Below are 13,499 nucleotides of genomic sequence, written 5' to 3'. Positions count from 1 at the left end.
GGAGATTTTAAAAATGAAAAGAACAGCAAAATTATTATTAGCATCTATGGCTTTAGGTGCAGTTGTAGTGGCACCGATTAGCACTTTCGCAGCAGATGGTGGAAATTATGATTCTAAAGGAACAATCACATTTCAACCTGGGACGGATCCAACAAATCCAGTAGATCCAACGAACCCAACAAATCCTGTGCAACCGACAGATCCAACTGATCCAACTGGTCCTAAACCAGGTACAAATGGACCTTTGTCTATTGATTTTGCTTCAAGTTTTGATTTTGGTACACAAAAAATTACTTCTCAAGACAAAACTTATAACGCTCAAGCCCAAAAATATTATGAAATAGACAGTGATGGGAAAACTTCTACTACAGTTAAAGAAGGTCCGAACTATGTTCAAGTTTCTGATAATCGTGGAACTGAAACTGGTTGGAGCTTGAACGTTACTCAAGACGCTCAATTTACTTCAAGTAACAGTCATGTTTTAGAAGGTGCAGTAATTACACTTAATAACGGAAATGTTGTGAGTGCTTCAAAATCAGCTAAACCAACTGGGACTACAAAAGTGAGTTTGACACCTGGAGCTGCTTCAACAATGATGTCAGCTAAATTAAACGAAGGTGCTGGAACTTATTTATTAGATTGGGGAACGGATGCGACTACTGGAGCAGAAAGTGTTCAATTGAAAGTTCCAGGATCAACAACCAAATATGCAGAAAAGTATAATACAACATTAAAATGGGCACTTTTAGACACACCAGGAAATTAAAAGTGTCAATGAACTAATTATTTTGAATATAGGTGGACGTAGGAATTAAATTTTTAATTTATTTCCCACGTCCCTTTGCTGTAAGGAAGGACAAATTCATGAAAAAGAAAAATATATTGTTGACTCTATTTTTATTTGTTTCGGTATTGATGTTAAATACTGTGAAATCGTATGCGAATGAATTCGGTTTTGCAGTTGAACCACAAATTCCTGAAAATCAAATAGATAAATCAAAAACATATTATGATTTGCAACTAGATCCAGGACAAACGCAACAATTAAGTGTACACCTAGTAAATGATACGGACAATCCAGTCAAAGTGGAGGCCACTATCAAAAGTGCGACAACTAACTCAAACGTAGTGGTTGAATATGGCCCAAACAAACTTAAAGCTGATAAAAGTTTAAAATATAATCTGGCTGACTATGCAAAAATGCCCAATACCATAGATATTCCAGCCAAAAGTACTTTAGACGTACCGATTGATGTGACAATGCCGAGTGAAAATTTTGATGGGGTCATGGCGGGTGGTATCACCTTTAAAGAAATTAAAAAGGATAATAAAACAGCCGATAGCAGTAATGATAAAGGGCTGGCTATTCAAAACGAATATTCTTATGTAGTAGCTTTATTGTTAAGAGAAAATACGAATGAAGTAGCTCCTAACTTAAAATTACATACAGTAAAAGCAAGTCAAGTCAATGCCAGAAATGTTATCTTGGCTAATGTTCAAAATGATCAGGCAACCTATATTAATCAAGTAGCGATTGATGCCCAAATAACTGAAAAAGGTAAATCAAAAGTTTTATATAAAAAAAGCGCAGAAAACCTACAAATTGCCCCAAATACTAATTTTGATTTTCCGGTACCTTTAAATGGAAAATCACTAAAAGCTGGTACTTATCATTTAAAAATGATTGTGAATGGCAATCAACTAGCAGAAGGCCAATTTGTTAGAACTGGCGAAGATAAAAAAGAAGTTCACTACAGTAATCAATGGATTCTTGAAAAGGACTTTACTATCAAAGCTGAAACTGCTAAAAAATTGAATGCTAAAGATGTCTCCATCAAGAAAGATTACACATGGCTTTATATTTTAATTGGTATTTTATTGCTGTTACTTGTAATTATCCTTATTTGGGTGATTCGGAGAAGGAAAAAAAAGAATGACGAAGAAGCAGAAAAAGTCGAATAATTTATATAAAATAATTATCCTGTTGTTGTTATATGTAGGTACTTTTATGTTGTTTTTTCCGCTGTTTAAAAAAAGTTTTATTGTATATGAAGCTACGACGGCTCAGTTTAAAGAGGTGACGCAGCTAACTAAAGTTGCTAAAATCCCTTTTGAACCAGTAGATGCAATTAGTTTTAAAGAAACTTTAGCTGCAGTGAATCAGCCGGACTTTTCTTCAATTGGTAGTCTGCAGATTGATTCATTGCAGTTAACTACACCTATTTTTGCAGGATTAGATCAGACGCAAATGATTTATGGAGCAGGGTCCATGTATCCGGCCCGCAACCCAGCAAAAGAAAATTTGGTTTTGCTGGGTCACCATTTAGGTGTTGGTGATATTTTATTCGGTCGATTGAATAACATTAAAAAAAATGCTGAGATTCGGCTGCGATATTTAGGTAAAAATTATACTTATCAAGTTTTCGAAAAAAAAGAAATTAATGAAACAGATTTAAATGTATTAAAAACGCAAAACAAAGCAATGCTGACACTGATTACTTGTGATCAGCCGACAGCAACGAATAAAAGAATAATTGTCCAGGCCAAACTTGTAAATAATAAGAAAAATACCATTAAAAAAATCGAAAAGAAAGCAAATAAATGGAAATTAATCAGAAAAAACGTTAAATTCAAATGGGTTTGGTTGCCGATGATTGTTTTTTTTGGAATCAATACAATTTTAAGCTGGTTCATTATAAAGAAGGTGTAAGGTTGATTGGCAAAAAAAAATTTTTATTAAGTGGTTCATTGCTACTTTTATCTTCACTAATATTAGGTTCACAAATTTCAAAGGCTGAAAATAATATTTATAGTCCAGATGATCCAAATCAAAAAGTGGTTCCTATAGAGCCGACACAACAATCAAATACAGCCGAAACTAGTGACACCTCAGAAGTGGTTCCTTATGTCGAAAAGGAAACTGCTGCAAAACAAAAGAAAAAAGTAAAAAAAACAAAAATTGCAAAGAAGCAGCGAAGAAAAACAGAAAATCAAAAAAAATTATTGTTAAATCAAGCTTTCTTCTCAGACAAATATCAAGCCACTTCGGCGCAACCTAGTTTTGGTGGTGGACAAGATGGTGTAGAGGAGCCGCAATTAATCAAAACAGTTCAACTATTAACTGGAATTGCATTTTATGGGAGAAAGAAGTGAACGAACGTTGAATTTTGAAGTTTTTTTAAGTAAAGACAATACAAGAAAATATCAATTTCTGAGATTTATTGAAGAATCCACTGATTTAGCGGCAAAAAGTTCTTTAATTCAAGAAAAGTTAGGTATATCTAATTTTTTATATGATAAAACATTAGGAGAATTGCAAAATGATTTTATTGAATTTAATTTAGATGGTTTTTTTGAATTGGTTACTGATAAAGAACAAGTACAATTGAATGAAAGTCAGGAAGCTGTTTCTGATTTAGTTTTACGGGAATATTTAAATGATTCTTTGGATATTGCGATTCTATTGGATTTACTTAAAGGAAATTTTCAATCGATTAATGACTTTGCTAACCAACATTTTATAAATTATCGGATTGCTTATGAAAAAGTTAAAGAAGTAAAGAAAATTTTGGCTTCTTTTGGAATTGGGATGAATAAAAATCATCAGCTAACGAGTAGTAATCAAAATATTTTTTTCTTTTTCACTAAAGTGACTTCTTTTCTTTTTCAAGAGGATTTTTCATTTTATGGTCAACAGATTGAGGAAAAAATTAATGTAATTAGCCAAAAATTGAAGGATCAGGAAATCTTTATACCGTTAACTAGGCAACGTCGATTAGAACATTTTTTAGGGGTATTTTTCTTATTAAAAGATCTTAAAATCGATCAAAATAAAAATAAAAAGACAGTTTTGCAAAGCCTGAGAAAAAGTTTTCCTGGAGAAGAAAACTGTCTGAAGGAACTTGAATTACCAATAGAATTAGAAGATGATATATTTTCATTTTTGTATTTAGAAGGTATATTGACAGAATCTACAATAGAAAAAAACATAATTGGAAAACGAATTACTCGATTGAACGATCGCTTTATTTCTGCATTTGAAAAAAATTTTTATCAACTAGATCCACAAAAAGAAATTGTATTATTCAATGAATTGAACCGTCTCCATTTTGAGATGTTATATTTCCCTTTTCGCTTGTTCGATGGTTACGATAATATTGATATCAGTTTTTTTGAAGAAACCTATACCGAGTATTTCTTATTTTGTCGCAAATATTTAATGGATCAAAGCTACATTAAAAAAGAGGGCATCATAGACTACCGAAATGTATTATTTTTGACTTATTTGCTGATTTTGGTTGAAAATATTTCTTTGTCTGAGGTAATCGAACAAATTAATGTGTACATTGATTTTAGTTTTGGCCAAAAGTACAATCGCTTTGTTGCGAATAATTTGTCGATATTCTCTCATCTAAATGTTGTGACGCAAGACAAGCTAAGTGAGGAAACCGATTTGGTTATTTCTAACATTAGTGAGTTATACCATTCCAATTTAATTGAAAATATTATTTGGCTTGACCCGCCCCGTCCAACTGACTGGGCAAATCTAGGGAAAACATTGCTACAAATTCGAGCAAAAAAATTTAATTAGTCGCTTTTATCAGACTCTTGCTAAGTTTGATAAAAGCTTTTTTGTCTTCATTTTTCATTTGATTTAAGCGATAATATAAAAAAAGATGAAGGAGCTATGCAAATGAATACTAGAACCGAACATGATTCATTAGGAGCAATTGAAGTACCAGAAGACGCACTATGGGGCGCACAAACTGAAAGAAGCCGTCAAAACTTTAAAATAGGTGGAGAAAAGATGCCACCAGAACTATTGGAAGCTTTAGTGACTATTAAAAAAATGGCTGCTATTGCAAATCATCAAGTTGGGAAATTATCCAGCCAAAAAGCGGAAGCCATTAAGAATGCCTGTGATCAATTACTAACTCAAAAAAATTGGTCCCAGTTTCCTTTAGTCATTTGGCAGACTGGTAGCGGTACTCAAACCAATATGAATGCCAACGAAGTAATAGCTCATCTAGCAAGTCAAGAAACGCCGATTCATCCTAATGATGATGTTAATATGTCTCAAAGTTCTAATGATGTTTTCCCCACAGCGATTCATTTAGCAGCAACTATGACCATTGAGAAAAATTTATTACCGGCGATTCACCAAACGATTGCAACTTTGGAGGATTTAGAAGAAGAAAATCAAGATGTGATCAAAATTGGCCGAACTCATTTACAAGATGCGACACCAATTACCTTTGGACAAGAAATTAGTGGCTGGAAAGCAGGTTTTGAACATAATGAGAATATGCTGATTGCTACATTGGCTGAATTAAAACAATTAGCAATTGGTGGAACGGCAGTCGGCACTGGCTTAAATGCATCAAAAATATATGAAGAAGCTTTCATTGTGGCATTAAATAAAGCGACAGGTATTCATTTTATGAGTGAAAGCAATAAATTTCACGCACTGGCCAATCGAGATGCTGTCGTTTTTGCTAGTGGTGCTTTAAAAGCAACAGCAGCTAATGCTATGAAGATGGCCAACGATATTCGCTGGTTGGCAAGCGGACCGCGAAGTGGAATTGGTGAAATTACCTTACCAACAAATGAGCCTGGTAGCTCGATCATGCCAGGAAAAATAAATCCAACGCAATCTGAAGCATTAACTATGGTGGCCTTGCAAGTAATGGGAAATGATGCAACGATTGGGATGGCAGCTTCTCAAGGGAATTTTGAATTGAATGTTTATTTGCCGTTGATTGCCTATGATTTATTACAGAGCATTCGTTTATTGACAGATAGTTTGCATTCTTTTAGAGAAAAATGTTTAGTCGGTATCACTGTTAATCAAGAGCGAATGACTGAATTATTAGATAATTCCTTAATGCTAGTGACCGCATTAAATAGCCATATTGGTTATGATAAAGGCGCTGAAATTGCTAAAAAAGCCCATCAAGAAGGAACGACTTTAAAAGCAGCAGCATTGTCTTTAGGTTATCTGACTGAAACAGAATATGATTTGTGGGTACGACCGGAAAAAATGATTGGTGAGATTGACAGATAGGACTTGTCTGGAACAAAGAAAGTCCAGTGAAATTGTGGTATACTAACAAAGAATATTTTTTTAAGGAGGAGTAAGATGTCAGAAAAAGAGACATTTTATATTACGACACCGATTTATTATCCAAGTGGCAAGCTCCATATTGGAAATTCTTATACAACAATTGCTTGTGACGCGGTGGCTCGTTATAAACGTTTAATGGGATTTGATGTGTTCTACTTAACTGGTACCGATGAGCACGGTCAAAAAATTGAGAAAAAAGCTGAAGAATTAGGTATTGAACCACAAGAATATGTGGACGAAATGGCGGCGGATATTAAAAAACTTTGGAAAACTTTAGATATCAGCTATGACAAATTTATTCGGACAACAGATGATTATCATGAAGCTGCTGTTCAAAAAATCTTTGACCAGTTATTAGCACAAGGGGACATTTATTTAGGTGAATACGAAGGCTGGTATTCAGTTTCTGATGAAGAATTTTTCACTGAAAATCAAATGGCGGAAGTTTATCGCGATGATGAAGGAAAGGTCATTGGCGGAAAAGCACCAAGTGGACATGAGGTGGAATTGGTCAGAGAAGAATCTTATTTCTTCCGGATGAGTAAATACGCGGATCGCTTGTTGCAATACTACGAAGACCATCCAGAATTTATCCAACCAGAATCTCGTAAAAATGAAATGATTAATAATTTTATCAAACCAGGTTTAGAAGATTTAGCTGTATCACGGACGACCTTTACTTGGGGGATTCCTGTGAATGCCAATCCTGAACATGTCGTTTACGTGTGGATTGACGCTTTAACTAACTATATTACAGCGTTAGGCTATGGTTCAGATGACGATAGTTTGTATCAAAAATACTGGCCAGCAAATGTTCATATGGTTGGCAAAGAAATTGTGCGTTTCCATACGATTTATTGGCCAATTATGTTAATGGCGTTAGACTTACCTTTACCGAAGAAAATCTTTGGCCATGGTTGGTTAATGATGAAAGACGGAAAAATGTCTAAATCTAAAGGGAATGTAGTTTATCCTGAAATGTTAGTTGAACGTTTTGGTTTAGACGCTTTGCGTTATTATTTATTGCGGGCTGTACCATTTGGTTCAGATGGTGTATTTACGCCGGAAGATTTTGTGGCTCGTGTAAATTATGATTTGGCTAATGATTTAGGGAATTTATTAAATCGGACAGTGGCCATGATTAACAAATATTGTGGCGGGATGGTTCCTAAATATCAATCAAAAGTGACACCATTTGATAGTGAATTATCGACTACTGCCGCAAACGTAGTTTCTCGTTACCGTGAAGCGATGGAAAAAATGGAATTTAATACTGCTTTAGCAGAAGTTTGGACTTTGGTTTCTCGAGCAAATAAATATATTGATGAAACTGAGCCTTGGATTTTAGCAAAAGATGAAGAAAAACAGGCTGAATTATATAGTGTAATGGTTCATTTAGCAGAAGTCTTGCGGATTGTAGCAATTTTATTACAACCAATTATGACTGAAACGCCAACGAAAATTTTTGAACAATTAGGCTTGAACACTGAAATGATGAATTTAGCAGATATTCATTTTGGCGAATTTCCAGAAAATACTAAAGTGATTGGTAAAGGTCAACCAATCTTCCCTCGATTAGATATGGAAGAGGAAGTAGCCTATATCAAAGAAAAAATGTCTGAAGGTGTAGCGCCAGAACCTGAAAAGGTTAAATGGCAACCGGAAGAAACAGAATTGGTTTCGGTGAAGGATAAAGAAATCAAATTTGATGTCTTTGATAAAGTTGAATTGAAAGTGGCAGAAGTCATCGATTGTAAAAAAGTCGAAGGCGCAGATAAATTGTTACAATTTAGACTAGATGCTGGCGACAAAGCAGACCGTCAAATTTTATCAGGAATCGCTGAATATTATAGTGATCCAACTAGTTTGATTGGTAAAAAAATAATCATTGTAGCTAATCTAAAACCTCGTAAAATGCGCGGAGAAATTAGCCAAGGGATGATTTTATCAGCCGAAGCCGCAGATGGTAGTCTGAAAGTAGTAGAAGCACCAAAAGGAATGCCGAATGGATCGGTAGTAGGTTAAAGCTAAAAGAGGTGTTTAAAATCTTAGGATTTTAAACACCTCTTTTTTATTTGACTAATAGTTTGTCTTGAATATCGAATAAAGCTTTTTTAAACCAAAAGCCTTCTCGAACCAATTGTCCAATTCTAATTACGTTTTGGTACATTTCTTGATAGTCTTCCTCAGTAAAAGAATCCAGTAACTTAGGAAGCTCTTCTAAATTAGAAATCGTCCGTCCTATATTATTTTTTACAATGAAATCAGCTTCAGCTGATTGATCCCATACAATTACTGGTTGATTAGCTGCTAAGTAAAGAGATAGTTTGTGGGGCATATTGTATTTTTCATAAAGACCATAGCTTCCTGTAACTTCAGGATAACTATCAGACGTCCAGCTTAAACCAAAGCTACCATTTAGTTGGAAAGGGATTGATTCAGGGTCATAACTGTCACCCAGAGTAATATTTGTAGGCAGTTCTAAAGTTGGTTCATTTAAGTTAGAAAAAACAGTCATGCTCACAGATTCAGGAATATGAGTTAAAAAATTAGATTTACTAAAAGATCCTGCAAAATCAATATTTCGACTAAATGAGCGAGATTTTCCATTTAAATAAGCAAGTTTATAACCAAATAAACCTTGAATAACCATTTGAGCCTCTTTTTTTACTTTATATTGCTGGATAATTTGTTCCTGCATTGCCGGTGAATGAAATATAAAACCATCTGCATTTTCGAATTGAAAATTTGATTTCGCTTGATGATCATTCGACTCTCTCCAGGCTGCAATATCATGAATAAAAAGGACTATTTTCGCACCCATCAACTTCGCCCGAGAAAAAAGCAATTTTCTATAGCGCTCACTACCTAAAAATGGGTACTGAATAATGATAATATCGTTTGTTTTAATTCCGCTTAAAATGCCATCAATTCTAGATGATTGTGCAGCATTTGTTTCATTTGTATCATTGTATTCATAGAAATCTAAATCTTTACCACCAATTTCTCTTGTAAATTCACTGATATCATAATGTGCTTTACCTGATGCGCCTAGATGCCAGTAAGCAAAGCTATATGGGATAGTGTTAGAATGAGTTTTTGAACAATATATAGTCATAAGTCCTCTCCTTTATTTATAACTTCAATATAAATAAATTATATCATTATAAATAGTAAAAATGTAAAAATAATAAACAAATTTTATATTTTATGTTCAGGTCTCATTTTAAACTTTCTGGTAATTTTCTTCGGTAAAGCCAATAACAATATTTCAAAAGGAGTAGCTAAAACAGTCCAGGCAACCTGACGAACATTTTGGTGAACCAAATAAGCTTTATTCAAAAGAAACATGAGAACGACAATTCCTAGTATCCAAAAAATAATTAATTGCCATTTTTGCTGCCAGTCTAAAAAACAAATCATTCCGCTAACGACAAAAGGATAAAGATAGAACCAAGAACTAACCATATTTACTCGCCAACTTTTCGTTAATAAATGTAAATTTAATAAAAAAAAGATGGTGGTTAAAACAACACCTAATGGTGGAAATAATGAAATCAAAAATGTATAAATCGCTCCCCAAACCAATAGACCAGGTCCTTTTATTAAAGCAACTATTAATAATAGTAAAGCAATCAGTAAAAGTTGTTGACTAAAGCTGGCCACCACGAATAAACTAAACAGGCAGATAAGTAACCAGTGCCAACGATTTTGTTTGTTTTCCATAGAATCACCTCGTGGCTCCATTATAAATAGTTTGTCAAAAAAAACATCAGACTAATGATGGAGATGTAAGCTGGTCTTAATATTTAGAAATATATTTATAATATAGCTGAATAAAGATATGTGTTAAGGTAGTAGTTGTCCTAAAAAGAAACAAATGACAGGAGGAGACAAAATGATTTTTGACTCTCATACGCATTTAAATGCGGAGCAATTTAACGACGATATACCTGAAACTGTCGCTCGGGCGAAAGAACTTGGCGTCACTGAAATGGCAGTTGTTGGTTTTGATACAGAAACGATTACTAAAAGTTTACAGTTAAATCAGACGTATGAAGGTATCTATTCGATTATTGGCTGGCATCCAACTGAGGCTGGCAGTTATACAAAAGAAATTGAAACGGATTTGATTGAAAAACTAACTTTACCAAAAGTTGTGGCTCTAGGGGAAATCGGCTTAGATTATTATTGGATGGAAGATTCCAAAGAAGTCCAAGCTAAAGTATTTCAACGACAAATTGCGATTGCAAAAGAAATGAATTTACCAATCAGTATTCATACTCGAGATGCGATTGAAGATACTTACAAAATTTTAAAAGAAGCAGATATTCGTGAGATTGGCGGTATTATGCACAGTTTTTCTGGTAGCGATGAATGGGCCAAACGCTTTTTAGATTTAGGGATGCATATTTCTTTTTCTGGCGTAGTGAGTTTTAAAAAAGCCACCGATGTTCAAGCGGCAGCAAAAATTGTCCCTTTAGATAAATTGTTAGTCGAAACCGATGCACCTTATTTAGCGCCGGTTCCTTATCGAGGCAAACGAAATGAACCAGGCTATACACGTTACGTAGTAGAAAAAATTGTGGAGCTACGAAATTTACCATGGGAAGAGGTCGCTGAAATAACGCGCAACAATGCCCATCAACTATTTAGGATTGATTAAATGAAAGAACGAATTGAAGAAATTATTGTTGTCGAAGGAAAAGATGATACAAAGCGGCTTAAAGAAGTTTTCCATGTGGATACGATTGAAACCCGAGGCTCGGCAATTGATGAAGAAATTTTGAGCCAGATTGAACATGCTGAAGAAACCCGTGGTGTGATTGTTTTTACTGATCCGGATTTTTCTGGAGAGAAGATTCGTAAGACGATTATGGAAAGTATTCCTAGTGCCAAACATGCTTTTTTAGCTCGTCGAAAAGCCGCACCACAAAAAAGAGGCAGCAGTTTAGGGGTAGAACATGCTAGCGATGAAGCAATTATTGAAGCCTTGGAAAAAGTTGTGACACCTTCTACGGTTGACGATCTATCTGAAATTCCTAGACAAACTTTGGTGGCCTATGGTTTAATAGCGGGAGCTTCTGCCAAAGAAAAACGAGAACTTTTAGGAGAAGAATTAAAAATAGGCTATACCAACGGCAAACAATTAGCCAAACGTTTGAAAATGTTTCGCATTAGCGAAGAAGAATTAAGTACCGCTATTAAGAAAGTCGAGGAAAGACTGTGAATAAAGATATTGCAACACCTTCCAGAACAAGAGAAATTTTAAAGGAACACGGATTTTCCTTCAAAAAAAGTCTGGGACAAAACTTTTTAACTGAACCCAATATTTTACAAAAAATTGTTGAGACTGCTGATATTACTTCAGCTGACAATGTGATTGAAATTGGTCCCGGCATCGGTGCATTGACTGAATATTTGGCTCGTAGTGCCGGAAAGGTTTTAGCTTTTGAAATTGATGACCGTTTGATTCCAGTTTTAGCAGATACTTTAAGTCCCTATGACAATGTAAAAGTGGTGCATGGCGATATTTTAAAAGCCAATGTACCAGAAGAGATTGCTTACTTTGATACAGCCGGTCCTTTAAAAGTCGTGGCAAATCTGCCCTATTATATTACGACACCGATTATGATGTCTTTATTGGAAAGCCAGTTGCAGATTGATCAGATGGTAGTGATGATGCAACGGGAAGTAGCTGACCGCATTAGCGCTCAACCAGGGACAAAAGCTTACGGCTCTTTATCGATTGCTGTTCAATATTATATGGAAGCTGAAACAGCTTTTATCGTACCGAAAACGGTTTTTATTCCCCAACCCAATGTTGATTCAGCGATTTTAAAATTGGTTCGCCGAGAAAAACCTGCGGTGACTATTACAAACGAAAAAGAATTCTTTAAATTAACCAAATCAGGCTTTAATCAGCGTCGTAAGACTTTATGGAATAATTTATTGAACACTTATGGGAAAGATGAAGAAACGCGCGCTTGGTTAGAAAAAAGCTTGATTCAAGCCGAAATTGATCCCAAACGACGAGGAGAAACCTTATCACTACAAGAATTTGCTAATTTATCCAATGCGCTGGAAGCCAATCGTTAAGTTGAAATAGTTGAACCAAAATAATTTCTCGTTTTACTTTTTGCTATCAGTAAAACGAATCAGTTGATATGAAACCAAAGATTTTAGTTTTAGGAGGATTTACGTGAAAAAAATAATTGCCGCTCTTTTAGTTGTTGCTGCTGCTGTAGCTCTTTATTTTGCTTTTTACTCTGGTGATGAGCAAAGAAATGATCAGACTGCAACAAGTACAACCGCTTCAGTTAATGAGCCCAAAAAAGCCGGAGACGATATTAAAGCTACGGATTATAGTAAAGCAACAAATTGGCTAGAACAAGGAGAAGACAACGGAAAAACAACCGATGTCTTTATGTTATATCCGACTGCTTACGCACAGAAAGAGAAAAAAGATTCACCAGTTTCTACTATTTCAAATGCCAGCATGCAAGCTGGTGCCCAAGTGTTTATGGCAACTCAAGGGTCTGCTTTTGAAGCTAGTGGAAATGTGTATGCTCCTTATTATCGTCAATTAGATGCGACATGGTGGTTAAGTAAAGACAAGAGTGAACAGCAAGATTACATTCAAGGCGTTCCCAAAGCCGATGTATTAGCTGCATTTGACTACTATATCAATAATCTAAATAATGGCCGACCATTTATTTTAGTTGGTCACTCTCAAGGTGCCGCGATGGTCAAAGAAATCTTATTTGACTATATGAAAGAACATCCTGAATTAAATGATCGATTGGTAGCCGCTTATGTTTTAGGACAATCGGTTACCCAAACTGAAATTGATCAAAATCCAGGTATTCATTTTGCTCAAGGTGCTGATGATAACCAATCGATTATTTCCTATAATACTGTTTCACCAAACTTTACCGGTGAATTAAGTACTTGGGAAGAAGGGTCTTTAGCCATTAATCCATTAAACTGGACAACTGATGGAACGCCAGCCGATGTTACTCAAAATTTAGGTTCGTATGTTAGAAATAGTGAGACTGGCGAGTACGAAAGAGTTGATAATTTGGCAGATGCAACCGTTGATACGACTCGTGGCTTATTAATTTGTTCAAGCGTCGATCAGGCAACTTATGAAATGCCAAAATCAGCACAAAAGATTTTCCCATCTGGGTCTTACCATAATAACGACATTAGTTTTTACTATTATAATTTACAAGCCAATGCTGAAAACCGGGTGGCTCAATACCTAGCGCTACATCCAGAAGCAGCAACGGTCGCCCCTGCAACAACGGATGCAGCAGCTGAATAAAAGTCTTTAAGCTATCGAAGTTCGATAGCTTTTTTTGTACAAAAATAG

General features: G+C 35.1%; 13 protein-coding genes. 11 read left to right on the top strand and 2 right to left on the bottom strand.

The features are described from left to right. Positions 1 to 13 precede the first annotated feature (13 nt). The 7 genes from KUA55_RS10625 (at position 14) to metG (ending at position 8,149) form a co-directional block, all read left to right on the top strand. A complete protein-coding gene (locus tag KUA55_RS10625) occupies positions 14 to 766 on the top strand; it encodes a WxL domain-containing protein (RefSeq protein WP_218326229.1) in 753 nt (250 codons plus the stop codon). Between the two features lie 98 nt (positions 767 to 864). Beyond that, complete coding sequence (locus KUA55_RS10620; protein WP_218326228.1) at positions 865 to 1,962, top strand: WxLIP family cell surface protein; 1,098 nt, start codon at positions 865 to 867, stop codon at positions 1,960 to 1,962. After that, positions 1,934 to 2,710, top strand: coding sequence for a class A sortase (locus KUA55_RS10615; RefSeq protein WP_218326227.1), 777 nt, complete (start codon positions 1,934 to 1,936; stop codon positions 2,708 to 2,710). The genes KUA55_RS10620 and KUA55_RS10615 overlap by 29 nt, the downstream gene beginning before the upstream one ends. 2 nt (positions 2,711 to 2,712) lie before the next feature. Then, entirely contained in the window at positions 2,713 to 3,153 is a 441-nt protein-coding gene (locus KUA55_RS10610; RefSeq protein ID WP_218326226.1) for a hypothetical protein, read from the top strand. Then, positions 3,137 to 4,591 carry a helix-turn-helix domain-containing protein gene (locus tag KUA55_RS10605; RefSeq protein WP_218326225.1) on the top strand — a complete coding sequence of 485 codons (1,455 nt, stop codon included), beginning with the start codon at positions 3,137 to 3,139 and terminating at the stop codon, positions 4,589 to 4,591. The genes KUA55_RS10610 and KUA55_RS10605 overlap by 17 nt, the downstream gene beginning before the upstream one ends. A gap of 102 nt (positions 4,592 to 4,693) precedes the next feature. Continuing rightward, a complete protein-coding gene (gene fumC, locus KUA55_RS10600; protein ID WP_218326224.1) occupies positions 4,694 to 6,064 on the top strand; it encodes a class II fumarate hydratase in 1,371 nt (456 codons plus the stop codon). Between the two features lie 54 nt (positions 6,065 to 6,118). Continuing rightward, positions 6,119 to 8,149 (top strand): methionine--tRNA ligase, encoded by a 2,031-nt coding sequence (metG, locus tag KUA55_RS10595; protein ID WP_343214721.1) that lies wholly within the window; start codon positions 6,119 to 6,121, stop codon positions 8,147 to 8,149. Positions 8,150 to 8,195: 46 nt separating this feature from the next. Here the strand turns inward: metG and KUA55_RS10590 are convergent, their stop codons facing one another. Then, positions 8,196 to 9,242 carry a glycosyltransferase gene (locus tag KUA55_RS10590; RefSeq protein ID WP_218326220.1) on the bottom strand — a complete coding sequence of 349 codons (1,047 nt, stop codon included), beginning with the start codon at positions 9,240 to 9,242 and terminating at the stop codon, positions 8,196 to 8,198. Positions 9,243 to 9,325: 83 nt separating this feature from the next. Continuing rightward, the gene (locus tag KUA55_RS10585; RefSeq protein WP_218326219.1) at positions 9,326 to 9,850 is read right to left on the bottom strand and encodes a hypothetical protein; all 525 of its coding nucleotides are present in this window, start codon (positions 9,848 to 9,850) and stop codon (positions 9,326 to 9,328) included. Positions 9,851 to 10,022: 172 nt separating this feature from the next. Between KUA55_RS10585 and KUA55_RS10580 the strand changes: the two genes are divergently transcribed. The 4 genes from KUA55_RS10580 to KUA55_RS10565 all read left to right on the top strand — a co-directional run bounded on the left by KUA55_RS10580 (position 10,023) and on the right by KUA55_RS10565 (position 13,451). After that, positions 10,023 to 10,790, top strand: coding sequence for a TatD family hydrolase (locus tag KUA55_RS10580; RefSeq protein ID WP_218326217.1), 768 nt, complete (start codon positions 10,023 to 10,025; stop codon positions 10,788 to 10,790). After that, a complete protein-coding gene (gene rnmV, locus KUA55_RS10575) occupies positions 10,791 to 11,354 on the top strand; it encodes a ribonuclease M5 (RefSeq protein ID WP_218326216.1) in 564 nt (187 codons plus the stop codon). Next, positions 11,351 to 12,223 carry a 16S rRNA (adenine(1518)-N(6)/adenine(1519)-N(6))-dimethyltransferase RsmA gene (gene rsmA / locus KUA55_RS10570; RefSeq protein WP_218326215.1) on the top strand — a complete coding sequence of 291 codons (873 nt, stop codon included), beginning with the start codon at positions 11,351 to 11,353 and terminating at the stop codon, positions 12,221 to 12,223. The genes rnmV and rsmA overlap by 4 nt, the downstream gene beginning before the upstream one ends. 103 nt (positions 12,224 to 12,326) lie before the next feature. Continuing rightward, positions 12,327 to 13,451, top strand: a complete 1,125-nt coding sequence (locus KUA55_RS10565; RefSeq protein ID WP_218326213.1) for a DUF3089 domain-containing protein — start codon at positions 12,327 to 12,329, stop codon at positions 13,449 to 13,451. Positions 13,452 to 13,499: the final 48 nt, after the last annotated feature.

The sequence above is a fragment of the Enterococcus alishanensis genome (genome assembly GCF_019218635.1).
GTDB classification, from domain to species: Bacteria; Bacillota; Bacilli; order Lactobacillales; family Enterococcaceae; genus Enterococcus_A; species Enterococcus_A alishanensis.
Note: the sequence above shows the minus strand (reverse complement) of the source record. Positions and strands in the feature narration are given on the sequence as shown.